Genomic DNA, 25,428 nt, shown 5'->3' with positions numbered 1-25,428 from the left:
GGCTACAGCGCCCGCGTCCGCTCGACCAGCCCGCCGATGATGCCCCGCGTGGTGCGCCCCTCGGCCGCCGCGCGCCAGGTCAGGCCGATGCGGTGCGCGAGGGCGTCGGTCGCAAGGTCCGAAATATCCTCGGGCACGACGTGGTCGCGGCCGTGCAGGTAGGCGCGGGCCTTGCCAGCGACCATCAGCGCCAGGGTGCCGCGGGGCGAGGCCGGGTGTTCGATCGCCGCGCGCAGCTCCGGCGCGACGCTGTCGCCGCGGGTGCCGGCCACGAGCCGCACGAGATAGTCCTTGAGGGCCGGCGAGACGTAGGTCGCGAGCGCGGCCTCGCGGGCGGCGATCACCTCGGCGACCGAGAGCTTCACCGGCATCGCTTCGGCGTGGTGGTTCAGTTCGCCCTCGACGAGATCGAGGATGCGGCGCTCGGAGGCCTCGTCCGGCATCTCGACGACGACGTGGAGCAGGAAGCGGTCGAGCTGTGCCTCCGGCAGCGGGAAGGTGCCCGCATGCTCGATCGGGTTCTGCGTCGCCACCACCATGAACGGGTCGGGCAGGCGGTGGGTATGGCCCGACACCGTGATCTGCCCCTCAGCCATGGATTCGAGCAGCGCCGATTGTACCTTGGGCGGCGCGCGGTTCACCTCGTCCACGAGGATCAGCGAGTGGAACAGCGGTCCCGGCAGGAACTCGAAGGTGCCCGCATCCTGGCGCCAGACAGTGGTGCCGGTCAGGTCGGCGGGCATCAGGTCGGGCGTGCATTGCACGCGGGCGAAGGAGCCATCGAGCCCGTCCGACAGGCGCTTGACCGCGCGGGTCTTGGCGAGCCCCGGCGCGCCTTCGATCAGCAGGTGGCCGCCGGTCAGGAGCCCGATCAGCAGGCGCTCGACGAGCTTGTCGGCGCCGATCAGCCCGTGGCTCAGCCCGTCGCGGAGCTGGAGGATGCGATCACGGACGGGCGTTGCCCCCGTCGCGGGCCGGGCGAGTGCCTCGACGCTCATACGAGCGCCTCTGCCGGCGCCGTCGCCGGTCGAGCCTCGGCCCTCGTCGCAGGAGAAAGATCCTGCCGCATGCGCGTCTCCTCAGCGTGGGTTTTTCTTAAGGCTCCCACAATCCTGCCGGTGTGCCCGCTGCCCGGTCGCCGCGTCAATCCCGCGCCGCGGCCCTTGCCACGGGCAAATTGACCGCACGCGACCCGAGTGCGCGCGGATCGGTGACGTTTCGTCACGCAACCGTCACGCTCGTGCGACAGCGGGGAAACGGCGCGAGTCCGAAAAGGTCCCCGAACAGTCCATGCCCGGTCCCTTTCCCTTCCCCACGCCCGAAGCCCTGAATTCCGGCATCAGCCTCGCGGTCGCCTTCGGCCTCGGCACCCTGATCGGGGTCGAGCGGCAGTACCGGCAGCGCAGCGCGGGCTTGCGTACCGCCGTTCTGGTGGCGCTGGGCGCTGCTGCCTTCGTCGATCTCGGCATGCGGCTGACCGGCGGGGAGGGGGCGACCCGTGTCGTCGCCTATGTCGTCTCCGGCATCGGTTTTCTCGGCGCGGGCGTCATCATGAAGGAGGGGATGAACGTGCGCGGCCTCAACACGGCCGCGACCCTCTGGTGCGCGGCGGCCGTCGGCGCCTTCTCCGGGGCCGACCTTCCGCTGGAGGCCTGCTTCGTCACCATCGCGGTCCTCGCCGGCAACACGCTGCTGCGCCCGCTGGTGAACCTCATCGACCGCATCCCCATCGACGAGAGCGCGACGGAGGCGACCTACGCCGTGCAGGTGACGGTGCCGGCCGAGACCGCCGGCCTCGCCCGCGACCTGCTGGTCGAGCGCCTGGAGGCGGCGAACTATCCCGTCGGCACGACGGAGGTGGAGGAACGCGGCGAGACCACCGTCGATGTCATCGCCACGCTCACCGCCACGACGGTCCACTCCAAGGATCTCGACGCTGTAGTGGCCGATCTGGAAAAGCGGCCGGAGGTGCGCCACGCGACGTGGTCGGTGCAGACGGGGGATTGATCGCGCCCGGCGGGGAAGCCTACGGCCCACGCATCCACCTTTGCGAGTGCGGACGAACCACCATGAGCCACACCCAGAAACACGCCCTGATCGTCGGTGCTTCCCGCGGCCTCGGGCTCGGGCTGGCCGAGACCTTCCTGCGGCGCGGCTGGCAGGTCACCGCGACCCGGCGTGGGGCCGCGCCTGGTCTGACACGGCTCGCGGCGGAGGGTGTGCGGGTCGAGACGGTCGATATCGACGACGAGGCGTCGGTGGCCGCCCTGCACGAGCGCACGAGGGGCGAAACATTCGATCTCGTCTTCGTGGTGGCCGGTGTGCTGATCGAGGCGGAGAAGCCGCTCAACGCGGTGTCGCGGGCGATCCACGCACAGGTCTACCTGACCAATGCGGTGAGCCCGATCCTGTTCGCGGACGCCTTTGCCGCGACCATTGCCCCCGGCGGCACGCTCGCCTTCATGTCCTCGGTGCTCGGCAGCGTCGGCCTCAACACCGAGGGCGGATGGGAGAACTACCGGGCGAGCAAGGCGGCGCTCAACACCAACGCCCGGAGCTTCGCGGCGCGCCACGCCGACGGCGCGTTCGGCGTGCTGCTGCTGCATCCGGGCTGGGTCGCCACCGATATGGGCGGCGAGGGCGCCGACCTCGACGTGGCGACGAGCGCGGCCGGTTTGGCCGATGTGATCGAAGCGAGAGCCGGCCGGACGGACCTCGCCTTTCTCGACCACCGGGGTGAGACGCTGCCCTGGTGAGTCCAGGCGTCGTCCCGAAAGCCTGCCGCCGGATTCCTTAAAAGACGATACCCTGGTCTTACCGGCGCGGGTCGAGGGGCCGGCTGCGGCGCTCGACCACCACGGTCGGGCGGCTGCGGCGCTCGACGATCACCGCCCGCGGCGGAGAGCGGTTCGGGCTCGTCGGTGCGAGGATGCGCTGCTCCAGCGGCCGGTGCGCCGGACGCGCCGCCGCGGCCTTGGCGGCGGCGACCACGTGGGGGCGCACCTCGTCCGGGCCGAGGCCGATCAGCCCGCAGGCGATCTCCACCTGCTGCTCGACGTCGTCGGCGAGATCCTGGGCGGCGGCGACCGCCTCGGCGACCGTGGGCGGCTCGCGCCGCACCCGGATCGGAGGCAGATCCTGAAAGCTCTTCGGAGATTTTTTCACGGCACGACTCGCGGTCTTCATGCACCGATCATAGGACGGCCCGTCCGGTTTGTGCACTGCACCCAAATCGGACGTGACGGACCGCCGGCCGCATGGCTTGCCGGGCGGACGCCCCGCTCGTCGAGCATGCAGGATGCGCGCCGATCCGTGCGGGCGCCAGCACATTCGTTGACGGGGCTATCCAGCGCAGAAGGCCCGTGCCGGTCATAGTGTCGCGGCAGCGCAGCAAATAACTCGGTGAACCCACGAGCCAACGGGTCGCCCGAAAATCGGGAGTCTTGGGATCCTCCATCCCGAATCCCGCCCCGATCCTGCGTCACGCATGCGCCACGATGCCAGATCCATGCGACGCCCGTCTCACCCCGGCCCGGCCCGACCTCGCCGACATCCGCCTGAAAGGCGTCGTCACGGCCGAGCGCTACGTCGCGGGCGAGGCGGCGCGAATCGTCGTGCCCTCCGCTCCCTTACGCCGTGCGCCGCGCCTCGAGGCCGGGCTCGAGACCGAGGCGGTCATGGGCGACGCCGTGACGGTATTCGAGATCCAGGATGGATTCGCCTGGGGCCAGATCGCCCGCGACGGCTATGTCGGCTACCTGCCGGAGACGGCGCTCGGGGCCATCGATCCGGCGCCGACCCATCGCGTCGCCGCGTTACGCACCTTCGTCTACCCGGCGCCCGACCTGAAGCGTCCGCACGTCGCCCATCTCAGCCTCGGCGCCGCCTTCGCGGCGGAGATGCAAGAGGGCGCGTATTGGCGGCTTGCCGGCGGCGGCTACGTCTTTGCCGGCCACGCCGTGCCGCTTGGCACCGCCGAGCCCGATTTTCCGGCCACCGCCGAGCGGCTCGTCGGCGCACCCTATCTCTGGGGCGGGCGCACCAGTCTCGGCCTCGATTGCTCGGGCCTCGTCCAGCTCTGCCTGGAAACCGCGGGCCTGGCCTGCCCACGCGATGCGGACCAGCAGGAACGGACCCTCGGCAACGCCCTGCCGCCGGGGCTCGACAGGCTGGAGCGCGGCGACCTCGTGTTCTGGAAGGGCCATGTCGGGCTGATGCTCGACGCTGACCGGCTGATCCATGCCAACGGCCACCACATGGCGGTGGCGGTCGAGTCCTTGCGCAAGGCGGTCGAGCGTATCGCCGTCAAGAGTTTCGGCGCCGTCACCTCGATCCGCCGGCTCGATCCGATCGCCTGAGGGCGTTCAGCCGGCGTAGACGCAGTCCGGCGCCAATTCCGTCAGCGCCTCGGCGAGGGCATCGACCTGCCCCTCGTCATGCGCTGCCGAGAAGGCGACTCGCAGACGGGCGGTGCCGGGGGCGACGGTCGGCGGACGGATCGCCACCACGAGGAAGCCGCGCGCCTCCAAAGCCGCCGAGAGGGCGAGCGCCGCCTCCGCCGCGCCGATGAGCACCGGCACGATCGGGCTCATCGCTTCGGGCAGGCCGAGCCGCGCGGTAAAGCGGCGGGCGAGCGCCAGCGGCCGGGCGGCGCGCTCCGGCTCCGTCTCGACGATGTCGAGGGCTTCGAGCGCCGCGGCGGCGGACGCCGGCGGCAGGCCGGTGGTGTAGACGAGGCTGCGTGCCCGGCTGGTCAGCAGGTCGATCACGGGCCGCGAGGCGCAGAGATAGCCGCCATAGGAGCCCAGCGTCTTCGAGAGCGTGCCCATTTCGAGCGGCGCCCGCTGGCCGGGCTCGACCACGCCGAGGCCGTGGGCATCGTCCACCAGCGTCCAGGCGTCGTACTCGCCCGCGCGTGCCAGGATTTCGGAGAGCGGCGCCCGGTCGCCGTCCATGCTGAACACCCGCTCGGTCAGGATCAGCGCCCGCCGCGCCGCGCCGCGATGCTCGGCGAGAAGCGCACGCAACTGCGCGACGTCGTTGTGGGCGAAGCGCACGGTCCGCGCCCCCGACATCCTCGCCCCCGCGAACAGGCAGGAATGGCCGAGTTCGTCGATCAGGATCAGGTCGCCCGCGCCGACGAGGGCCGGCGCGATGCCGAGATTGGCGAGATAGCCCGAGCCGAAGACGAGGGCGGCCTCCTTGCCCTTGTGCCGGGCCAGCCGTTCCTCCAGCGCCGCGAGCGGGGGGGAATTGCCGGTCACCAGACGCGAGGCGCCCGCGCCCGCGCCGTAGCGGGCCAGTGCTTCGGTGGCCGCCGCGATCACCCGCGGATCGTGGGCGAGGCCGAGATAATCGTTGCAGGAGAACGAGACGAGGCTGCGGCCCGCCCGCTCGGCCGCCGCCTCGGGGCCGCGGGCGGTCACGGCCAGACGGCGGCGCAAGGCGGCGGCTTCGAGGCCGGCGAGCTTTTCTCCGGCGAAGGCGTCGAGGCTGTTCGATGGGTTCGGCGACATGACGCTTGAAGGCGATGGCACTGAAGGGATGTCAAGCCGATGGTGATGAGCGTGGCGAACCCGGTGCGGGGCGGCGCGTTGCACAGGCTCCGCTGGAACCCCCTGCCATGCGCCGCCGCCTCGTCGTCCTCCTGCTGACGGCCTTTGCCGGCCCCCTCGTCAGCCCGGTGCCGGCCTCGGCCGGCCCGGCCCAGTCCTACCTGTTCGGCGAGCAACGCTTCCGCAATGCCTGCCCTCCGCCTCTGAAATACGCGGCCGGGGCCTGCCTCCGCCGTTGCCCGGCCGGCTACGAGAGCTTCCGCGGCTATTGCCGGCTGCGCAACATGATGCGCTGATCGTCACCGGACTTGACTTGCGTAGGCGGGCGCAAAGTGCGAGCCTTCCGGCGTCCGATACAGACGATACGGGAGAGCCCAGGCCTATCGAAAGATGAGTCATGGCGCCGACGGAGCAACCACCCCCGGAAACTCTCAGGCACAATCACCGTATCGTTGGACAATCTGGAGAGAGGCGCCGTCCGGCGTCCACCGAAGGAGAAACCTCGCTCGAATGCCGAGTGAGGGAAACTCTCAGGTAAGCGCGACAGATGGGGGCAACTTGCCAGCCGGCCGGCGGGCAAGATCCGTCTGTCGTGGAGTGCCCGATGAGTCTGCAAGCTGCCGGGGCCTTGAGCCCTGCCGCTCCCGTTTCCGCTGATCCGCTGGCACAGACGCCGCTGCACGCGCTTCATCTGCGCCTCGGCGCCAAGATGGTGCCGTTCGCGGGCTACGCGATGCCGCTGCAATACCCCGCCGGGCTGCTCAAGGAGCATCTGCACACGCGGGCAGCGGCTGGCCTCTTCGACGTGTCGCATATGGGCCAGATCGCGGTGACGCCCCGCTCCGGCGACGTCGCGGAGGCGGCCCGCGCCCTCGAAGCGCTCGTCCCCATCGATATCCTCGGGCTTCCCGCAGGCCGTCAGCGCTACGGCTTCCTGACCGACGAAGCTGGCGGCATCCTCGACGACCTCATGGTTGCGCGCCTGCCGGACCGGCTCCACGTCGTCGTCAACGCTGCCAACAAAGCCGCCGGTTTCGCGCATCTCCGGGCGCATCTCCCGGACGGCATCGACATGACGCTCGTGCCGGATGCGCTGATCGCGCTTCAGGGCCCGAAGGCGGCCGAGGTGCTGGCGCGGCTGGCCCCCGAGACCGAGACGATGCGCTTCATGGATGTGCGCGCGGTCGCGATCCTCGGCGCGCCCTGCCTCGTCAGCCGTTCCGGCTACACCGGTGAAGACGGGTTCGAGATTTCCGTGCCGGCCGAGCGCGCGGAGGCTGTGGCCCAAGCCCTGCTCGCGGAGGCCGAGGTGATGCCGGTCGGCCTCGGCGCCCGCGATTCCCTGCGCCTCGAAGCCGGCCTGCCGCTCCACGGGGCGGATATCGACCCCGGTTCCAATCCGGTCGAGGCGAGCCTTGCCTGGGCGATCTCGCCCGCCCGCCGCCGGGGCGGCGCCCGCGAAGGCGGGTTTCCGGGGGCGGACACGATCCTCGCCGCGATGGAGGCCGGCCCGTCCCGGCGGCGCGTCGGCCTGCGCACCGAGGGGCGGGCGCCGGTGCGGGCGGAGGCCCCGCTCTTCGCCGCGGAGGCCGGCGGCGAGCCGGTTGGCCGCGTCACCTCCGGCGGCTTCGGCCCGAGCGTCGGGGCGCCCGTTGCCATGGGTTTCCTCCCGGCCGCGCTGAGCGCGCCCGGCACCCGCGTCTTCGCCGAGGTTCGCGGCCAGCGTCTCCCCCTTGTCGTCTCCCCGCTTCCCTTCGTCCCGGCCGGCTTCAAGCGCGGCTGATCTCTCTCGTGTCAGGAGTTTTGACCATGCTGCGTTTCACCGATGAGCACGAATGGCTGCGCCTCGATGGCGACGTCGCCACGGTCGGCATCACCGCGCACGCCGCCGAACAGCTCGGCGACCTCGTCTTCGTCGAGTTGCCGAAGGTCGGCACGAAGCTGACCAAGGGCGAGGCGGCCGCGGTGGTCGAGTCCGTCAAGGCGGCCTCCGACGTCTACGCGCCGCTCTCCGGCGAAGTCACCGAGGTCAACGAGGCGGCGGTCACCGACCCGGCCTCGGTCGGCACCGACCCGCAGGGCGGCGGCTGGCTCTACCGGCTCAAGCTCGACGACGCCTCCGCCATGGACGGCCTGATGGACGAGGCGGCCTACGCGGAGTTCGCGAAGTAGCGCCGGCCGGATCCCTTCCCAGCCATCCCCCTCATCCTGAGGTGCCGGAGCGCAGCGGAGGCCTCGAAGGAGACCTCCCGTACCCGCCACGATCCCTGGAGCCCTCTTATCGAGGCTGCTTCGCAGCACCTCAGGATGAGGGGGGAGGGGGTGACGAGACGCGCGGCATCCGCCTTCGAAAGGCTTGCCCCATGAAATACGATCGCCACGATCCCTTCGATTTCGCAGCCCGCCGCCATATCGGCCCGAAGCTCTCCGAGATCGACCAGATGCTGGAGACGGTCGGCGCCAAGTCGCTGCACGCGCTGATCGACGAGACGCTGCCTCCCGACATCCGGCAGGCCGAGTACATCGATTTCGGGGTCTCGCTCACCGAGCGGCGCTCGCTCGAGAAGCTGCGCGCCACCGCCGACAAGAACCGCCTGCTCGTCTCGCTGATCGGCCAGGGCTACCACGGCACGACGATGCCGCCGGCGATCCAGCGCAACATCTTCGAGAACCCGGCTTGGTACACTGCCTACTCGCCCTACCAGCCGGAGATCAGCCAGGGCCGGCTGGAGGCGCTTCTCAACTTCCAGACCCTCGTCTGCGACCTGACCGCGCTCGATGTGGCCAACGCCTCGCTGCTCGATGAGGCGACGGCGGCAGCCGAGGCCATGGGCATGGCCAAGCGCGTGGCGAAGTCGGACAGATGCGCCTTCTTCGTCGATCGCGACTGCCTGCCCCAGACGATCGCCGTGCTGAAGACCCGCGCGGCGCCGCTCGGCTGGGAAGTCGTGGTCGGCGATCCCTTTTCGGATTTGGACCCGTCCAGGGTCTTCGGAGCGCTGTTCCAGTATCCCGGCGTGAACGGCGCGGTTCACGACCTTTCCGATCTCATCGCCGCGCTTCATGACGCCGGTGCGCTCGCCGCGGTCGCCGCCGACCCGCTCGCGCTGACGCTGCTGAAGGCACCGGGCGAGATGGGTGCCGACATCGCGGTGGGCTCGATGCAGCGCTACGGCGTGCCGATGGGCTATGGCGGCCCGCACGCCGCCTATCTCGCGACCCGCGACGCCCACAAGCGGGCGCTGCCCGGCCGCATCGTCGGCGTCTCGGTCGATGCCCGCGGCAACCGCTCCTACCGCCTCGCCCTCCAGACCCGCGAGCAGCATATCCGCCGCGAGAAGGCGACCTCGAACATCTGCACCAGCCAGGTGTTGCTCGCGGTCATCGCCTCGATGTTCGCCGTCTATCATGGGCCGGCCGGCCTCAAGGCCATCGCCCTGCGCGTCCACCGCGACGCCGTGCGCCTCGCCGCCGGCCTGGAACAACTCGGCTTCACCGTCGAACCCGAGCACTTCTTCGACACGATCACGGTGCGGGTCGGCGCGTTCCAGGGCGTGATCCTGAAGAGCGCGGTCGAGAACGGGGTGAACCTGCGCCGGATCGGCACCGACCGCATCGGCATCAGCGTCGATCAGCGCACCCGGCCCGACATCGTCCAGGCGGTCTGGCGCGCCTTCGGCGGCACCGAACTGGCCTATGACGAGGCCTATCCCGAGCCGCGCCTGCCGGCGGCCCTGGAGCGGACCTCGGCATATCTCACCCACCCGATCTTCCACATGAACCGGGCCGAGAGCGAGATGACGCGCTACATGCGCCGCCTCGCGGACCGCGACCTCGCGCTCGACCGGGCGATGATCCCGCTCGGCTCCTGCACGATGAAGCTCAACGCCACCGCCGAGATGCTGCCGATCTCCTGGCCGGAGTTTTCGGAATTGCATCCCTTCGTGCCGGAGGATCAGGCGCTGGGCTATCGGGAGTTGATCGACGACCTCAGCCAAAAACTCTGCGCGATCACCGGCTACGACGCGATCTCGATGCAGCCGAATTCCGGCGCGCAGGGCGAGTATGCGGGGCTGCTGGCCATCCGCCGCTACCACCTCTCGCGCGGGGAGGGGCACCGCACGGTCTGCCTGATCCCGTCCTCGGCCCACGGCACCAACCCGGCCTCGGCGCAGATGTGCGGCATGAGCGTCGTGGTGGTGGGCGCGGACGCCCACGGCAACATCGACGTCGAGGATTTCGCGAAGAAGGCCGAGCAGCACGCGGACAAGCTGGCCGCCTGCATGATCACCTACCCGTCCACCCACGGCGTGTTCGAGGCGCGGGTGCGCGAACTCTGCGACATCGTCCATGCGCACGGCGGACAGGTCTATCTCGACGGGGCCAATCTCAACGCGATGGTGGGGCTTGCGCGGCCCGGCGACATCGGCGCCGACGTCAGCCACCTCAACCTGCACAAGACCTTCTGCATCCCGCATGGCGGCGGCGGGCCGGGCATGGGGCCGATCGGCGTGAAGACGCACCTGATCCCGTTCCTGCCCTCCGATCCGCGCTCGGGCGAGGAGGGCGCGGTCTCGGCCGCCGCCTTCGGCTCGGCCTCGATCCTGCCGATCTCGTGGAGCTACTGCCTGATGATGGGCGGGCGCGGCCTGACCCAGGCGACGCGGGTGGCGATCCTCAACGCCAACTACATCGCCCGGCGGCTCGATGGGGCCTATTCCATCCTCTATGCCGGCCGGAACGGACGGGTCGCGCACGAATGCATCGTCGATGTCCGCCCGTTCCAGAAGAGCGCGGGCGTCACCGTCGAGGACATCGCCAAGCGCCTGATCGATTGCGGCTTCCACCCGCCGACGATGAGCTGGCCGGTGGCCGGCACGCTGATGATCGAGCCGACCGAATCCGAGACCAAGGCCGAGATCGACCGCTTCTGCGACGCCATGCTGGCGATCCGCGAGGAGATCCGGGCGATCGAGGACGGGCGGATGGATCGGGCGAACAACCCGCTCAAGAACGCGCCGCACACGGTGCAGGACCTGATCGGCGCCTGGGAGCGGCCCTATTCCCGCGAGGCCGCCTGCTTCCCGTCGGGCAGCTTGCGCATGGACAAGTACTGGCCGCCGGTGAACCGCGTCGATAACGCCTACGGCGACCGCAACCTCGTCTGCTCCTGCCCGCCGACGGAGACCTACGGCGAAGCGGCGGAGTAGGGCGGCCGCCTACCCCTCCCCATCAGGGGGAGGGGCGTGGCGCGTTTGACTCCGTCAGCGCCACCCCTCAATCCCCCGCGCATGACCGCGCTCGAACACCATCACCTCTGGCGCCCCTACACCCAGATGAAAACCGCCGCGCCGCCGCTGGAGGCGATCGCGACACGGGGCACGCGCATCACGCTGAAAGGCGGGCGCGAACTCATCGACGGCATCGCCTCGTGGTGGACGGCGGTGCACGGTTACAATCACCCGCACATCGCCGCGGCGATGGCCGACCAGCTCATGCGCATGCCGCACGTGATGTTCGGTGGGCTCACTCACGCCCCGGCCGAGCGGCTCGGCGCGCGCCTCGCCGCGCTGCTGCCGGGGGATCTCAACCACGTCTTCTTCACCGATTCCGGCTCGGTCGCCGTCGAGGTCGGGCTGAAGATGGCGGTGCAGCTCTGGCTCAACCGCGGCGAGACCGGCCGCACCCGCGTGCTCGCGTTCCGCGGCGGCTATCACGGTGACACGATGGGCGCGATGTCGGCCTGCGACCCCGAGGAGGGGATGCACCGCCGCTTCGGCGCCTACCTTCCCGCTCAGATATTTTGCGCGCTGCCGCGCACGGCCGAGGACGAGGCGGCGCTCGATGCGGCCCTTGCCCGCCACCGCCACGAACTCGCTGCGGTGATCGTCGAGCCCCTGGTGCAGGGGGCGGGCGGGATGCTGATCCATCCGCCGGAGGTCCTGGCCGCCGTTGCGCGGCTGGCCCGCCGCCACGGCCTGCCGCTCATCGCCGACGAAATTTTTACCGGGTTCGGCCGCACGGGGACGCTCTTCGCCTGCGAGCAGGCCGGCATCGTGCCCGACATCCTCTGCCTGTCGAAGGCGCTCACCGGCGGCACGATGGCGCTCGCCGCCACGGTCGCCACCACCGAGATCTTTTCCGCCTTCTGGTCCGACGAGGCATCGGCGGCGCTGATGCACGGGCCGACCTTCATGGCGAACCCGCTCGCCTGCGCGGCGGCGAATGCCAGCCTCGATTTGTTCGAGACCGAGCCGCGCCTCGCGCAGGCCCAAGCCATCGCTGCGCGCCTGCAAGAGGGGCTCGCTCCCTTAAGCCGGTTGCCCGGTGTGCGGGACGTTCGGGTGCTCGGCGCCATCGGCGCGGTGCAATTCGCGGGTACGCCCGACCTTGCCGACCTCAAGCGGCGTTTCGTCGAGCGCGGCGTCTGGGTGCGCCCGTTCGGCGACATCGTCTACCTCACCCCGGCGCTCACCATCGAAGCGGGCGACCTCGACCGTCTGATCGCGGCGGTGACGGCGGTGACCGAGGCCGTCACATGAGGCCGGCGCGCCGCGATCGGCCCTGTGGCGCGAAGCTTGCCCGCAGAGAACCACGGGACCCTGCAACCCGCAGCGGGGTTACTCGTTGGATGATCGCAGCGCAGCGGTTCCCGGCATGGGAAACGGCCAAGCCTGTGAGCAGGCTAAGTCTGTGAGCGGGCCAGGTCTGTGGGCAGGCTGAGTCTGTCAACAAAAAGTCTGCGAACATCTTGGGCCGCTGGAGCAAATTGGGGAGAGCGTAAGGTGGCGAGCCAGACCGAGACGACGAATCCGGAAGCCGACCGTCCCGTCATCCTCATCGTCGAGGACGAGGCCCTGACCATCATGGACCTCGGCGACGTGCTGGAGGAGGGCGGCTACGACACCGTGCAATGCGCCTCTGCCGAGCGCGCACTTTCCATCCTTCAGGCCCGGCCCGACATCTGCGGCCTCGTCACGGATGTGCAGCTCTCGGGCCGGGTCGATGGCTTCGATCTGGCCAATTCCGTCGCCCAGGCGCGGCCGAACCTGCCGATCCTGATCGTGTCCGGCCGCGCCTCGCCCGACCCCGAGCGCATGCCGGAGGGCGCGCAGTTCATCGCCCGCCCCTGCGCGGGCGAGGATATCCTGGCCCGGCTCAAGGGACTGATGCCGCATTGCTGAGCCCGGCGCGCCAAGTCGCGACGGTTTGCGCCAAGCCCTGTTCCAGACTGTAGCGCGGGGAAAACCCGACCTCGTCCGTCAGGCGCCGGATGTCGGCCTCGATGCAGGCCGGCTCCGTCGGGCCGAGTGGGCGGGCGCCGAAATCGATCAGATCGGGGCGTCCGGTCAGCGCACCGATCGTTTCCAGGATTTTGCGCACCGGAACCGCTTCGCCCGAGCCGAGATTGACCGGGCCCACGACGTCCGAGTCGAGCAGGGCCGCGAAGGCCGCGCCGGCATCGGCGACATGGAGAAAGTCGCGCCGCTGCCGGCCCTCGCTGGTGGCGAGACGCTGGCCCGTGAGCAGCGCCCGCGCCGCATCGCCGACGAGCCGGCCCGGCGTCTCGCCGGGACCGTAGAGGTAGAACAATCGCGCCCAGCCGAGGGAGAGGCCGGCGGTTGCCGCGTAGGCTTGCAGGATGCGGCGCAGGCCGTCCTTGGCGGCGCCGTAGAGGGTCGCCGGGCAGCAGTGAGCGGATTCAACGAGGCTCTCCCGGATCGCCGCTGCATCCCCTCTCCCCGCACGCGCGGAGAGGGCTTCGGCGATCCCCGTCCAATCGTACTCGGCACACGTCCCGGCCACCACGGCGCGGGTACCGCCCGCCTCGCGGAACGTCCGCACGAGGTCGAGGCTGGCGGTGGTCCAGTCGAGGTTGTCCGGCGCCTGCCAGTAGCGGCCGGGTGTGGTGACCCAAGCGAGGTGGAGCAGGTGGCTCGCCGAGGCCGCCTGCACGGCAGTCCGGCGCTGGGCCGGATCGAGCAGGTCGGCGGCGTGGAAGGCGTGGACACCCTCCGGCGCGGTCCGGCCGATGGCGTGAATCTCGAAGCCGCGAGAGGCCAAAGCGGCGACCGCGTGGCGGCCGACGAAGCCGGCCCCTCCGGTGACGAGAACCCGCTTCACCGCCCCGTCCAATCGGGAAAGGCGAGGTCGCGCGGTGCGATGACGGTGACCGGCTCGGGCCACGCGAGCCCGAAAGCGGGATCGTCCCATCGAACGCCGTCCGCGGCGGAGGCCACGAAGGGCCGGTCGATCATGTAGAGGATCTCGGCATCGTCGCTCAGTGTCTGGAAGCCGTGGGCGAGGCCCGCCGGGATGTAGAGGGCGTGGCGGTTCGCGGCCGAGAGCGTCACGGACGCGGTGCGGAGATAGGTCGGCGAATCGGGCCGCAGGTCGATCACCGCGTCGTGGATCGCGCCGCCGGTACAGCGCACGAGCTTCGTCTCGGCGTGGGGCAACTTCGAAAAATGCATCCCGCGCACGGTGCCGCGGCGATGATTGAACGACACGCTCGACTGCGCGAAGCGCCCGACCAGCCCGCGCTCCGCGAATTTGCTCTCGCACTGGGTGCGGGCGAAGAAGCCGCGCTCGTCCGCGTGCGGCTCTGGCACGACGCGGAACAAGCCGGGCAGCGCGAGTTCCTGGAAGATCATGAGATGCGTGTGCTTGGTTGCGAAGGCATGGCCGATCCCACCCTCGACCTCATCCTGAGGTAGCGGCGCGAAGCGGAGCCCTCGCGATGAGGGTGCGGCCGGAAGGGACCCGCGGCATCAGAACACCGTCAGTTCGGGGATCGCCACGGCGAAGCGTCCGCCCCATGCGCGGATCGCGGCCATCTCGCCAGCGATCTCGTCCTTGAGGTTCCAGGGCAGGATCAGCACCGTATCGGGGCGCATCGTCAGGAGTTCGTCGGGCGAGACCACGGGAATGCGGCTGCCGGGCAGCCACGTGCCCTGCTTGTGCGGCGAGCGGTCGGCCACCGCCCGGATCAACTCCGGGCCGATCCCGCAATAGTTGAGGAAGGTGTTGCCCTTGGCCGCCGCACCGTAGGCGCAGACCGTTCGGCCCGCGGCCCGCTCCTCGATCAGGAAGCGGAGCGCCGCGCATTTGATCTCGGCCACCGCCCGCCCGAAGCCGGCATAGCCGGAGGGGTCGAACAGGTTCGCCCCCCACTCGCTGAGCATCACTCGCTCCAACTCCGGCGTCGGCGCGTGCGCGGCGGCCTCGTGGCAGGCGAAGACGCGCAGCGAGCCGCCATGGGTCGGCCATTCCTCGACATCGAACACCCGCAAGCCGTGCTGGCGCAGGATGCCGATGACCACGCCGAGCGAGAGGTAGGAGAAGTGCTCGTGGTAGATCGTGTCGAACTGCCGATGCTCGATCATCCGCAGGAGGTGCGGGAACTCGAAGGTCGCCACGCCCTCCGGCTTCAGGATCTCGGCGAAGCCCGCCGCGAAATCGAGGATGTCGGGCACGTGGGCGAGCACGTTGTTGGCCGCCGTCAGATCCGCCTTGTGGCCCGCTGCGGCGAGGCGCCGGGCGGTCTCGCGGCCGAAGAAGGCGATCTCCGTGGGCACGCCGCGCTCGACGGCGACGCGGGCGACGTTGGCCGCCGGCTCGACCCCGAGCACCGGCACGCCACGGGCGACGAAGTATTGCAGCAGGTAGCCGTCGTTGCTCGCGACTTCGACGACCTTGCTCTCGGCGCTCAAGCCGAAGCGCTCGATCATCGCGGCGACGTAAGCCTCGGCGTGGCGCAGCCAGCCGGCGGAGAAGCCGGAGAAGTAGGCGTAATCCGAAAAGATCGCCTCGGGGCTCTCGAAGGCTTCGAGTTGCACCAGCCAGCAGGCGTCGCAGACATAGGCGTGGAGCGGGTGGAAGATCTCGCCCCGGTGGCGCCGTTCCGGCGTGACGTAGGAATTGGCGAGCGGCGACAGGCCGAGATCGCAGAAGGTCCGGGTGAGGGCGGCGCCGCAGGCGCGGCAGATCGGGGCGGTCACGCTGGGACTCCGGCTTTTGCTCCAGGCTGGCCCAGCGCCTCGTAGCGCGCGATCTCGGCCTCGGCCAGAGCGCGGGGATCGGCGCCGGAAGCGACCGCGCGGTACCAAGCGGCGGTCCAATCGAGCGCCATGTCGAGGGTCAGCCGCCGGTCCCAGCCGAGGCAGGCGCGAGCCTTGGAGGCATCGACCTTGAGATAGGTCGCCTCGTGCGGATGAGGCTTCTGCGAGAGGTGCCAGCCGGCCCCCCCGCCCCAGCCCCGCGCCAGCCGCTCCACGAGGAACGAGACCGGCCGGCAATCCTCGTCCGCCGGCCCGAGATTCCAGCCCTCTGCGAAGGCCGCGCCGTCGGCGCCTGCGAGGCATTCGGCGAGGCGCAGGTAGCCGGCCAGCGGTTCCAGCACGTGCTGCCAGGGGCGGATCGCGTGCGGCGCGCGGATCTCGACCGATTCCCCGGCCTCGAACGCGCGCACGATATCCGGGATCAGCCGGTCGAGGGACCAATCGCCGCCGCCGATGACGTTGCCGGCCCGCGCGCTGGCGATCCGCGCCGGATGGCCGCCCGCGCCGAAGAACGAGGCGCGGTAGGCGCTCGTGACGAGTTCGGCGCAGCCCTTCGAGGCGCTGTAGGGATCGCGCCCGCCCATCGCCTCGGTCTCGCGATAGGCATAGGGCCATTCGCGATTCTCGTAGGCCTTGTCGCTCGTCACGATGACCACGGCGCGCACGCTCGGCGCCGACCGCACCGCTTCCAGTAGGTGAACGGTGCCCATGGTGTTGACTGCAAAGGTGCCGACCGGATCGACATAGGAGGGCCGCACCAGGGCCTGTGCCGCCATGTGGATCACGATTTCGGGCTCGGCAGCCGCCATGGCCGCCGTGAGCGCCGGCAAGTCGCGGATGTCGGCGATGCGCGAGTCGTCGGACGGAAATCCGATCGCCTCGAACAGGTTCGGCCGCGTCTCAGGGAGGAGAGCAAAGCCGGTGACGCGGGCGCCGAGGCGGGCGAGCCACAGGCTCAGCCACGCGCCCTTGAAACCGGTATGCCCGGTGAGCAGCACGCGCTTACCCGCCCAGAAGGCAGGATCGGGGTTGAGCGCACCCATCACCACACCTTCCAGGGCGCGTCGCCGCGGGCCCAGAGTTCTTCGAGGTGCTTCTTGTCGCGCAGGGTGTCCATCGCCTGCCAGAAGCCGTGATGATGGTAGGCGTGGAGCTGGCCGTCGCGGGCGAGGCTCTCCAGAGGGCCGCTCTCCCACACGGTGGCGTCGCCCTCGATCCGGTCGAGCACCTTGGGAGACAGCACGAAGAAACCGCCATTGATGGTCGCGCCGTCGCCCGCCGGCTTCTCGCGGAAGCTGCGCACTGCGTCGCCCGCGAGGTCGAGCGCGCCGAAGCGGCCCGGCGGCACCACCGCCGTCAGCGTTGCGAGGCGCCCGTGCGCCCGGTGGAAGGCGGCGAGCTGCGTGAGGTCGATATCGGCGACGCCGTCGCCGTAGGTCATGAAGAAATCGTCCTCGCCGAGATAGTCGCGCACCCGCCTGAGGCGCCCGCCGGTCATGGTGGCGTCGCCGGTCTCGATCAGCGAGACCTTCCAGTCCTCGGCCGCCGAGCGATGGAACTGGACGTCGCCCCGTCCGAGATCGAGCGTGACGTCGCTCAAGTGCAAGCGGTAATTGAGGAAAAACTCCTTGATGACGTAGCCCTTGTAGCCAAGGCAGATCACGAACTCGGTCACGCCGTGGGCGGCAAAGATCTGCATGATGTGCCAGAGGATCGGCCGTCCGCCGATTTCCAGCATCGGCTTGGGACGCACCACGGTCTCCTCCGAGAGCCGCGTGCCGAGCCCGCCCGCGAGGATCACGGCCTTCACGGTTGATCTCCGGGTCTGTCTGTCGTCGTCATCATCGCCACGCCTCTACCATGCGCTGCCATGCTGCCGGAAACCGCTCGGCGTCGAGCGTGAAGGCGGGCGGCCGGATCCCGAACGGGTCCGGGTAATACGGGTCGCGGGCGAGCCGCCTCCCCCAGCGCTTGCGGAAGCGCGCCTGCTCGGCCGGATCGACCGTGGGGATGCGGTTGCGGCTCTCGTAATGGTGCAGGCTCGCCTCGGCGCAATAGACGGTGCGCAGGCCCCGCTCGCCGAGCCGCAGGCAGAGGTCGATGTCGTTGTAATTGATGGCGTATGCCTCGTCGAAGCCCTGAATCGCCTCGAACTCGGCTTGGCCCACCATCACGCAGGCGCCGGTCACGGCGAGGTAGTTGCGGTTGGCCAGACTCGAGCCGTGATACCCGGCGTCGTCACCGGGGAAGCCACGGCGGACATGGTCGGGCAGACCCTCGCCGAAGACCACGCCGGCATGCTGAAGGCTGCCGTCCTCGAACAGGAGCTTGGGGCCGACCGCGCCGACGCCGGGGATGGCGAGCTGCGCCAGCATCGCCTCGATCCAGTCCGGCGTGATGACGCTGATGTCGTCGTTGAGGAACACCAGAACCTCGCCGCTCGCCGCCCTTGCGCCGAGATTCATCTTGGCGGCGACGTTGAAGACCGGCTTGTCCCAGGTGACGGTGCGCGCCCCGAACCGCTCGACAGCGGCCCGCGTCTGCGGGCGCAGGTCGCCGTTATCCACCGCCACGATCTCGATGTTGTCGTAAGTGCCGGTCTCGCGGATGCTGGCGAGGCAGGCGGCGAGCAGATCGATAGGGCGCCCGCCGATGAGGCTGTCGCGCCCGGCGGTCGGGATCACGAGGGAGACGAGCGGGCGGGTCGCGAGCGCGCGCCGCAGGGCGAAATGCACGGGGCCGAGCGCGCGGACGGCATCGAGCCCACCGGTGCGCCGGGCGCGTCCGGCGAGCGCGCGGGCGGCGGCCTCCGGGTCGGGCGCGGCGGCGCGGCGATGGCAGAGCACCTGCGGGATGTGGCCGACGCGCTCGCTGCGCTCCGTCACGCGGAGCGCGAGGTCGTAATCGGCCGCGCCCTCGCTCTCGCTCGGAAAGCCGCCGACCGTCCGCACCAGGGCGGTCCGGTAGAGAGCAAGCCCGCCGATGTAGAAGCTGCTCTCCAGCGTCTCGGGCGACCAGCCCGGCTTGAAATGCGGATCGCAGCGCTCGCCGTCCGGCCCGATCCGATCCTCATCCGTGTAGAGCAGGTCGAGATCGGGCTCGCGGGCGAGCCGCCGGACGAGGGCGAGAAGCGCCTGCGGCGCAAGCCGGGCGCCGGGCTCCATCGGGGCGAGATAGGGGCCGCGCGCCTGCGCCAGCGCCGCATCAAGGGAGGCCGCTTTGCTTTTCGCGGGCGGGAGCAGACGGATGCGGCCGTCCTCCGTCGCCAGCGCCTCGAGTGCCGCCGATGGTGCCGCGGCGAGGCACAATTCCCAATCCGGGTAGACCTGCGCCCGCAGGCTCTCGACCGTCTCCCCGAGCTGGACCGGATCGTCGCCGCCCGCCACCAGCAGAGAGATCCGCGGGCGCTCCGGCAGGGCTCCGAGCTGCGCGCGCATCGTCTCGATGGAGGGCAGGGCCTTGGCTTCCACCGCCTGAATCCAAGCGGCGTACGTGGCGGGCGGACGACGGGTCTGGGCGGCGCGGGTGAGGCGGCGCCAGATTTCGCCCGGCGGCACGCTGCGCAGGAGGCCGACGGCGCGCCGCAGGAGGCGCAGCGGCCGACGTTCCTGCGGCGGCAACCGTTCGATGATCTTTCGAGCGGACAGGACGGCCGCCTCGATCCGGTCCGCCGGCGCGATCCGCACCGCGTCGAGGCGGAAGCGCGGGCCCGCCTCGGCGGCCTCCAGGCGCAGCGCGCGTGTGCCGGGCGGCAGGCGGATCAGGTCGTCGGTGCCGTCCGCCCGCACGGTGAGCCGGTAGCGGCGCAACTCGGCCTCGCCCTGCGCCTCGACCGCGAGCACCGGACGCACCGAATCCGGACGGCAGCGGATGCGGATGCGTTGGCCCGACAGGGCCGACACCGCGTCCGCCGGGCCGAGCGCGAAGACCGGATCGGGGCCGGTCGCGCTCCAGGCGTCGTCCGCACGAAGGCGCAGGTCACGCAGGGGATAGAGGCCGAGCGCCTCGCGGCGCTTCATGGAAACAGCCCGTCGTCTCGGTTCCGGTGGAAGCTCATACGGCGCGGGAATCCACGAAATCGGCCGCGCCGTGAAGCGGTTTCTTGCAAAAGCGGTGTGTTGTCGGCCCTGTGTCGGCACAGCGAAGGGTTTCTGTCATCGAAGTTTCATCGCCGGTCGGCAGATGCTTGCCCTGCGGGCCGCCCAGAGGGCACTCTTTCCGGGCAGCGTTCAGGAGCCCGCACGTCCGTGAAGGGAAACCGGATCATGTCGGCGGCAAACGAAGTGGTCGCCGTGGCGGCACACGGCGAAGCTCCCGCTCAGCCGGGCGGTCGAAACGCGGCAAAAGACAAGGCGGGCAAGACCGTCAAGCGGCTGCGCCCCCCCGCGGCCAAGAGCGTCGGCTGGGCGCTGGTCCAGGCGGCGCGGCTCCACCGCGCCCGGATCGGCGACCGGCTCGCCGAACTCGATCTGTTCGCCGGCCAGGAGCAGGTGGTGCAGGCGCTGGCGGCGGCCGGCAGCATGACCATGGGCGATCTCGCCGCGACCCTGCGGGTGCGCCCGCCGACCGCCTCGAAGACGATCTCGCGGCTCGCCGCCCTCGGCTTCGTCGAGCGCCGGGCCGAGGCCGGCGACGGGCGCATTGTGCGCGTGCGCCTCACCGAGACGGGCTTTGCCAAGGCCGCCGCGATCGAGCGGATCTGGGACGAGGTCGAGGCCGAACTGCTCGAAGACTTCGACAACAAGGAGCGCCGCCGCCTGCGCAAGCTCCTGCGCCGTGTCGCCCGCAGCCTCGCGGGCGCCGCGGGCGTGTCCGGTCACGAAGAGGCCGATGCCGAGATCGACGGCGAGGCCGACGACGAGGACGAGGCTTTGCTGGCTCCGGGCACGGTGGCGCAGTCGTCCTGAAGCGAAGCCGGCGGCGCGCAGCCCCTATCGAGAGGTTTCGCCTCGCCACGTGTCGTGTGGCCAGCCGATTCTTGAGACTCGGCGTCTGGGGCAATGTGCTCGCCCGACCGGTCAGGCCCGCCCGGCGGGCACCATGTCGGCGAGATCCACCTGGGCCGGGCGGGAGAGGGCGGCGGCCAGCATTGCTTCCAGGACGATGAGGTCGGTTTCCGGGTCGGGCTCCCAGCCGCAGGGGCAGTGCCCGTCGGGGCCGTGAGCGGCGGCCACCTGCCGGTAGAGCGTGCCGACGGTGCGCGCGGCGGCTTCGAGTGCGGCCATGACATGCATCGGCTCGCGCTGAAGTGCCTGCCAGAACGCGGTCGTGAGCGCCCGCTCCAACGTGCCTTGCGCGTGACGCTCCGCCGCGTCGGGCGGGGCCGTGACGAGACCGGCGCTCATGCCTGCACCTGCGCCCGCACGTCGACCGGCACCAGCCGCGGCGGTGTCGCGTCGCCCGGCTCTAGCCCGACCAGGGATTCGAGGCCACCCCGGCTCAAGCCGAGGGAGGAGCCGTCCCACCACGCGAGGCGCACGGATTCGAGCAGGGCGTCGAGGGCCGCCAGCAGACCAGCCAAGCCGCCGGAGCCGTCGCGGACCGAGGACTGCGTATCGGCCCGCGACGGCCACGCGCTGACGTGAGAAACGTTCGGAAATGTCAGAAGGTGCGCCATGCATTCATCATGGCTCAATCTGTCGATATTTCGCAAGCGATCTTCAAAACATTGGAAATGCTTTAATTGAATTCTGTTCTGAAGCTTTGCGCTATCGATTTAGAACAATTCAACTCGCTTCAAAAAATCACTACGGCATCTCGGTTTGGCGCGGCCGGACGGTGTCGATCAGCGGACGGGCCGGTCGAAGGCCGTCTCGGGGTAGGGCTCGCCCTTGAGGGTGAAGTGCCACCATTCCTGCGCGTAGGGCGTGAAGCCGGCGCGAATCATCGCATCGCGCAGGCGGTTACGGTTGCGCGACTGGCTCGGGCTGACGCCGGGAAAATCCGTCGCCGAGGCCGGGTCGAACAGGTCGAATGGCGTGCCCATGTCGAGTTCGGCGCCGTCGGCTTTTCGCACCAGCGTCAGGTCCACGGTGGAGCCGCGGGAATGCGACGAGCGCTCGGCGATGTAGCCGAGGCGGAACAGATCCGCCTTGTCCGTCTGCGGGTAGTAGGCCGCCTTCATGCGGGTGTCGGCCGGGTCGCGCGCCCAGGCGGCGAAGTCGGCCACCGCCTGGCGCGGACGGTAGCAGTCGAACACCTTCAGGCCGAGGCCGTCCGGTGCCAGCGACGCCTGGACCCGGCCCAGCGCGTGGGCGGCCTGCGGGGTGAGCAGGCAGCGGGGCGCCTCGTAGCCGGCGATCGGCCGGCCGACGAAGTTGTCGGAGCCGGCATAGCGCATGTCGAGGGCGAGCCCCGGCACGTGCCGGGCGGCATCGACGAAGGGATCGCTCTCCGCCCCGGCCGGCTGGGATGCCGCGAGGGTGAGGCCGGCCAACGCGGCGCGCATCAGGCCCGCCATGCCAGCAGCCCCGCGCCCGTCGCGATCAGCCCGACGCCGAGCCAGTGATGCGGTGCGAGGCGTTCGCCGAGGAAGAGGACGCCGAACACGGCCACCAGCACGACGCTCAGCTTGTCGAGCGGTGCGACGCGACCGGCGTCACCCAGGGCGAGCGCCCGGAAGTAGCAGAGCCAGGACGCCCCGGTGGCGAGCCCCGACAGGATCAGGAAGACGAGATTTCTGCCGGAGACGCGGCCCAGTTCCTGCGCCTGTCCGGACGCGACGAGGATCGCACCGGCGAGCGCCACCACGACGAGCGTTCGAATGAAGGTCGCCGCATCCGGCGCGACGCCGTCGATGCCGACCTTGGCGAGGATCGCCGTGGCGGCGGCGAACCCGGCGGAGAGGAGGGCCCAGAAGCGCCACGACAGGAGCCATTCGCTCACCGCTTCCTCCATCACAGGGCGTGGCGCATCACGATCAAGGCCAGGGCCAGCCCGCCGATGCCCGCCAGAACCGAGACGAGCACGTAGGCGATGGCCGCCAGCCCGTCGCCGCGCTCCATCAGGGTGAAGGCTTCGAGGGAAAAGGTCGAGAAGGTGGTGAAGCCGCCGAGGATTCCGGTGGCCACGAACAGCCGCGCCTGGGGCGGCCCGCCGCGAAGGGCGAACCAGCCGGTGACGATCCCCATCAGCACGGAGCCGGCGACGTTGATGCCGAGCGTGCCCCACGGGAAGCTCGCCCCGAGCCGCACGGCCCAGAAGTTGATCCCGTGGCGCATCACGCCGCCGAGGCCGGCACCGAGGAAGACGAGAAGGGTGTTCAAGGCTTAGGGCTCGGGATGAAACGCCGTCACGGCGCGGGCTTGCAAGGCGCGTGCAGATCTAGCGCATCGAGCGGCCGGAGGCGCGCTCCGTCCGAAACCGGTGCGCTGTGCAATGACGGTTAGGGCCATGCGCGGCCGTCTTTGCGAGCGTCAGCGACGCGAATCCAGGCACCACGACGGTCAGAGGTCGTGGAGGGGCCGCCGGAGCCGGCTCTTCAAGAGGAAGCCCCGCCGGCACTGGGCCGACGGGGCTCCGGTTTCGAGGCAACGGGACGGTTCAATCCTCGCCCAGAATCTTATCAGGCGTGATCGGCAGGTGGCGGATGCGCTTGCCGGTGGCGTGGTAGACCGCGTTGGAGATCGCGGCGGCCACGCCGACGATGCCGATCTCGCCGAGCCCCTTCACGCCGAGGGGGTTCGCCTTGTCCTCCTCGTCGACGAAGATCACGTCGATGTCGTGGATGTCGGCATGCACCGGCACGTGGTACTCGCCGAGATTGTGGTTCATGAACCGGCCGATGCGGTGGTCGAGCATCGATTCCTCGTGCAGGGCCGAGCCGATGCCCATGACGACGCCGCCGAGGATCTGGCTGCGGGCCGTCTTCGGGTTGAGGATCTTGCCCGCCGCGATGGCCGAGACCACGCGGGTGCAGCGCACTTGGCCGAGTTCCTCGTCGATCTTCACCTCCGCGAAGATCGCCGAGTGGGTGTAGGCCTCGTATTCCTCGGCGAAGTCCTTGTCCGGGGCGGCCTCGCCGGTCGCCTCCAACTTCTGAGTTCCGGTCGCCTTCAGCACGTCGGTGAGCGCCACGCTCTTGGAGGGATCGCCCGCCACCTCGATGCGGCCGTTCGTGAACACCACGCGCTCGAAATTGACGTTGGCCAGCGGAGAGTTCTCCATGCCGCGCGCCAGCTTGAACGCCTGCTCGGCGATATCGCGGCAGGCCTTCATCACGGCGGTGCCGGAGGAGGCTGCCGTCCACGAGCCGCCGGCCACGGGGGCCTTGGCGAGCTTGGTGTCGCCGAGCTTGGTCGTGACGTGGTCGAGGGGCAGCCCCAGCGTGTCGGCGGCGATCTGGGTCAGGATCGTGTAGGTGCCGGTGCCGATATCGCCTGTCTGGTTGCCGACCTCGAGCCGGCCATCCGCGGTGAGCACGGCCTGCGCACTCGACTGCATCATCATCGATTCCCAGATGCCGGTCGCCATGCCCCAACCGACGAGTTCCCGGCCCTCGCGCATGGAACGCGGCTGCGGGGTTCGCCGGCTCCAGCCGAAGCGCTCGGCGCCCTGGCGGAAGCAGTCCTTGAGCGCCTTGGAGCCGAACGGCTTGTCCTCGGTCGGGTCGCTCTCGGTGTAGTTTTTCAGGCGAAGCTGGATCGGATCCTGGCCGGTGGCGTAGGCCAGTTCGTCCATCGCCGTCTCGATGGCGTAGACGCCGGTCACGGCGCCGGGCGCGCGCATGTCGCCCGGCGTCGGGGTATCGAGCTTGGCGAGGCTGTAGGTGAGTTTGACGTTGTCACAGTCGTAGAGCACGCCCGACCAGTTGACGACGACCTCCTGATAATCCTCGTAGGCCGAGGTGCCCTGCACCGCGTCGTGCTTGAGCGCGGTGAGCTTGCCCGAGCGGTCGGCGCCGAGCGAGACGGTCTGGAGCGCCTCCGAACGGTAGGTGAACGACCACATCTGGTCGCGGGTCAGCGTCACCCGCACCGAGCGGCCAAGATCCTTGGCCGCCAGCATCGCCAGGAAGAGCTGGTATTGCGGGCGAAGGCCCGAGCCGAAGCCGCCGCCGAGATAGGGGTTCAGCACCCGCACCTGCTCCGGCTTCAGGCCGAACGCGCTGGCGATGTAGTCGTGAGTGTTCGAGACGCCCTGGATCTTGTCGTAGACGGTGTAGGTGCCGTCCTTCTCCACGACGACGGTGGAGGCGTGCGGCTCCATCGGGTTGTGGTGTTCGTCGGCCATCCGGTACTGGCCGTTCACGCGGATCTCGGCCGCGTCGAACGCCTTTTCGGCATCCCCCCACGGCTCCGGTGGCGGCTTGATGCCGGAGCGCTTCATCGGCGGATCGTAGGCCTCGGGCGCCTGGGCTTCGAGATTGGTGCGCGGGGCGACGACCCCGTAATCGACCCGCACAAGGGAGGCGGCGTAGCGCGCCGTCTCGAAATCCTCGGCGACGACGAGGGCCACCGGCTGGCCGGAAAAGACGATCCGGTCAGTCGCCAGCGCCTGGAACGGCGCACCGGGGGGCGCTACCGCGTCCTGGTAATCCTCCGGGTTGTCGGACGTGGCCGGGCGGTTCTCGTGGGTGATCACCTTGATGACGCCGGGAACCGCTTCCGCGGCGGAGGCGTCGATGCTGCGGATGCTGCCCTTGGCGATGGCGCTCGACACCACCACCCCGTAGGCGAGGTCGGGGGCGGCAAACTCGCCGGCATATTTGGCGAGGCCGGTGACCTTGGCCGGTCCGTCGACGCGGCTGACGGCACTGCCGACGAAACGGTCGCGGCCAGCCGCCGTGCTGATCTGAACGGTCATGGCTGCTC

Annotated in this window: 25 protein-coding genes and 1 riboswitch; of the genes, 10 read left to right on the top strand and 15 right to left on the bottom strand. The window is 70.1% G+C overall.

Annotated features, from left to right (window positions below; genetic code table 11):
• Positions 1-2: 2 nt before the first annotated feature.
• Positions 3-998: an AAA family ATPase gene (locus Y590_RS03060; RefSeq protein ID WP_060768590.1), complete on the bottom strand. Its 996-nt coding sequence runs from the start codon at positions 996-998 to the stop codon at positions 3-5.
• A gap of 292 nt (positions 999-1,290) precedes the next feature.
• Between Y590_RS03060 and Y590_RS03055 the strand changes: the two genes are divergently transcribed.
• Both Y590_RS03055 and Y590_RS03050 read left to right on the top strand, forming a co-directional pair.
• A complete protein-coding gene (locus tag Y590_RS03055; RefSeq protein ID WP_060768589.1) occupies positions 1,291-2,007 on the top strand; it encodes an MgtC/SapB family protein in 717 nt (238 codons plus the stop codon).
• Positions 2,008-2,069: 62 nt separating this feature from the next.
• On the top strand, positions 2,070-2,756 hold the full coding sequence (locus Y590_RS03050) for an SDR family NAD(P)-dependent oxidoreductase (RefSeq protein WP_060768588.1): 687 nt from the start codon (positions 2,070-2,072) through the stop codon (positions 2,754-2,756).
• Positions 2,757-2,814: 58 nt separating this feature from the next.
• On the opposite strand, the gene Y590_RS03045 is transcribed toward Y590_RS03050, so the two are convergent.
• Entirely contained in the window at positions 2,815-3,186 is a 372-nt protein-coding gene (locus Y590_RS03045; RefSeq protein WP_060768587.1) for a hypothetical protein, read from the bottom strand.
• Positions 3,187-3,497: 311 nt separating this feature from the next.
• Between Y590_RS03045 and Y590_RS03040 the strand changes: the two genes are divergently transcribed.
• Positions 3,498-4,358, top strand: coding sequence for a C40 family peptidase (locus Y590_RS03040; RefSeq protein WP_060768586.1), 861 nt, complete (start codon positions 3,498-3,500; stop codon positions 4,356-4,358).
• 6 nt (positions 4,359-4,364) lie between these two features.
• Here Y590_RS03040 and Y590_RS03035 read toward each other — a convergent pair whose 3' ends face one another.
• Positions 4,365-5,516: an aminotransferase class I/II-fold pyridoxal phosphate-dependent enzyme gene (locus Y590_RS03035; RefSeq protein WP_060768585.1), complete on the bottom strand. Its 1,152-nt coding sequence runs from the start codon at positions 5,514-5,516 to the stop codon at positions 4,365-4,367.
• 107 nt (positions 5,517-5,623) lie between these two features.
• Here Y590_RS03035 and Y590_RS03030 point away from each other — a divergent pair, with 107 nt between their 5' ends.
• The 6 genes from Y590_RS03030 (at position 5,624) to Y590_RS03005 (ending at position 12,739) form a co-directional block, all read left to right on the top strand.
• Positions 5,624-5,851 carry a hypothetical protein gene (locus Y590_RS03030; protein WP_060768584.1) on the top strand — a complete coding sequence of 76 codons (228 nt, stop codon included), beginning with the start codon at positions 5,624-5,626 and terminating at the stop codon, positions 5,849-5,851.
• Positions 5,852-5,910: 59 nt separating this feature from the next.
• Positions 5,911-6,012, top strand: a riboswitch (glycine riboswitch).
• A gap of 147 nt (positions 6,013-6,159) precedes the next feature.
• Positions 6,160-7,338, top strand: a complete 1,179-nt coding sequence (gene gcvT / locus Y590_RS03025) for a glycine cleavage system aminomethyltransferase GcvT (protein ID WP_060768583.1) — start codon at positions 6,160-6,162, stop codon at positions 7,336-7,338.
• 26 nt (positions 7,339-7,364) lie between these two features.
• Positions 7,365-7,727: a glycine cleavage system protein GcvH gene (gcvH, locus tag Y590_RS03020; RefSeq protein WP_060768582.1), complete on the top strand. Its 363-nt coding sequence runs from the start codon at positions 7,365-7,367 to the stop codon at positions 7,725-7,727.
• A gap of 191 nt (positions 7,728-7,918) precedes the next feature.
• Entirely contained in the window at positions 7,919-10,765 is a 2,847-nt protein-coding gene (gcvP, locus tag Y590_RS03015; RefSeq protein ID WP_060768581.1) for an aminomethyl-transferring glycine dehydrogenase, read from the top strand.
• Positions 10,766-10,846: 81 nt separating this feature from the next.
• Positions 10,847-12,097, top strand: coding sequence for an adenosylmethionine--8-amino-7-oxononanoate transaminase (locus Y590_RS03010; protein WP_060768580.1), 1,251 nt, complete (start codon positions 10,847-10,849; stop codon positions 12,095-12,097).
• 243 nt (positions 12,098-12,340) lie between these two features.
• Complete coding sequence (locus Y590_RS03005) at positions 12,341-12,739, top strand: response regulator (RefSeq protein ID WP_056200438.1); 399 nt, start codon at positions 12,341-12,343, stop codon at positions 12,737-12,739.
• Here Y590_RS03005 and Y590_RS03000 read toward each other — a convergent pair.
• From Y590_RS03000 to Y590_RS02975, 6 genes are all read right to left on the bottom strand, one after another.
• The gene (locus tag Y590_RS03000) at positions 12,714-13,679 is read right to left on the bottom strand and encodes an NAD-dependent epimerase/dehydratase family protein (protein ID WP_060768579.1); all 966 of its coding nucleotides are present in this window, start codon (positions 13,677-13,679) and stop codon (positions 12,714-12,716) included. The genes Y590_RS03005 and Y590_RS03000 overlap by 26 nt on opposite strands.
• Positions 13,676-14,209 (bottom strand): dTDP-4-dehydrorhamnose 3,5-epimerase family protein, encoded by a 534-nt coding sequence (locus tag Y590_RS02995; protein ID WP_060768578.1) that lies wholly within the window; start codon positions 14,207-14,209, stop codon positions 13,676-13,678. Before Y590_RS02995 ends, Y590_RS03000 begins: the two co-directional genes overlap by 4 nt.
• Positions 14,210-14,326: 117 nt before the next feature.
• The gene (locus Y590_RS02990; protein ID WP_060768577.1) at positions 14,327-15,556 is read right to left on the bottom strand and encodes a class I SAM-dependent methyltransferase; all 1,230 of its coding nucleotides are present in this window, start codon (positions 15,554-15,556) and stop codon (positions 14,327-14,329) included.
• Entirely contained in the window at positions 15,553-16,659 is a 1,107-nt protein-coding gene (gene rfbG / locus Y590_RS02985) for a CDP-glucose 4,6-dehydratase (protein WP_060768576.1), read from the bottom strand. Before rfbG ends, Y590_RS02990 begins: the two co-directional genes overlap by 4 nt.
• A complete protein-coding gene (gene rfbF, locus Y590_RS02980) occupies positions 16,659-17,426 on the bottom strand; it encodes a glucose-1-phosphate cytidylyltransferase (RefSeq protein ID WP_060768575.1) in 768 nt (255 codons plus the stop codon). Before rfbF ends, rfbG begins: the two co-directional genes overlap by 1 nt.
• Before the next feature lie 31 nt (positions 17,427-17,457).
• The gene (locus Y590_RS02975; protein WP_060768574.1) at positions 17,458-19,635 is read right to left on the bottom strand and encodes a glycosyltransferase; all 2,178 of its coding nucleotides are present in this window, start codon (positions 19,633-19,635) and stop codon (positions 17,458-17,460) included.
• A 246-nt stretch (positions 19,636-19,881) separates the two neighbouring features.
• Here Y590_RS02975 and Y590_RS02970 point away from each other — a divergent pair, with 246 nt between their 5' ends.
• A complete protein-coding gene (locus Y590_RS02970; protein WP_060768573.1) occupies positions 19,882-20,523 on the top strand; it encodes a MarR family winged helix-turn-helix transcriptional regulator in 642 nt (213 codons plus the stop codon).
• Between the two features lie 111 nt (positions 20,524-20,634).
• On the opposite strand, the gene Y590_RS02965 is transcribed toward Y590_RS02970, so the two are convergent.
• From Y590_RS02965 to Y590_RS02940, 6 genes are all read right to left on the bottom strand, one after another.
• Positions 20,635-20,961, bottom strand: coding sequence for a hypothetical protein (locus Y590_RS02965; protein WP_060768572.1), 327 nt, complete (start codon positions 20,959-20,961; stop codon positions 20,635-20,637).
• Positions 20,958-21,233, bottom strand: coding sequence for a hypothetical protein (locus Y590_RS02960; RefSeq protein WP_060768571.1), 276 nt, complete (start codon positions 21,231-21,233; stop codon positions 20,958-20,960). Before Y590_RS02960 ends, Y590_RS02965 begins: the two co-directional genes overlap by 4 nt.
• Positions 21,234-21,401: 168 nt before the next feature.
• Entirely contained in the window at positions 21,402-22,064 is a 663-nt protein-coding gene (locus tag Y590_RS02955; RefSeq protein WP_060772128.1) for a M15 family metallopeptidase, read from the bottom strand.
• The gene (locus Y590_RS02950) at positions 22,064-22,501 is read right to left on the bottom strand and encodes an EamA family transporter (RefSeq protein WP_060772129.1); all 438 of its coding nucleotides are present in this window, start codon (positions 22,499-22,501) and stop codon (positions 22,064-22,066) included. Before Y590_RS02950 ends, Y590_RS02955 begins: the two co-directional genes overlap by 1 nt.
• Before the next feature lie 11 nt (positions 22,502-22,512).
• On the bottom strand, positions 22,513-22,836 hold the full coding sequence (locus tag Y590_RS02945) for a CrcB family protein (RefSeq protein ID WP_245517575.1): 324 nt from the start codon (positions 22,834-22,836) through the stop codon (positions 22,513-22,515).
• Between the two features lie 322 nt (positions 22,837-23,158).
• Entirely contained in the window at positions 23,159-25,420 is a 2,262-nt protein-coding gene (locus Y590_RS02940; RefSeq protein WP_060768569.1) for a xanthine dehydrogenase family protein molybdopterin-binding subunit, read from the bottom strand.
• Positions 25,421-25,428 lie beyond the last annotated feature (8 nt).

Source organism: Methylobacterium sp. AMS5 (genome assembly GCF_001542815.1).
In the GTDB taxonomy this organism is placed as follows: domain Bacteria; phylum Pseudomonadota; class Alphaproteobacteria; order Rhizobiales; family Beijerinckiaceae; genus Methylobacterium.
The sequence above is the reverse complement of the archived record's forward strand: the minus strand, read 5'-3'. Positions and strand labels throughout refer to the sequence as shown.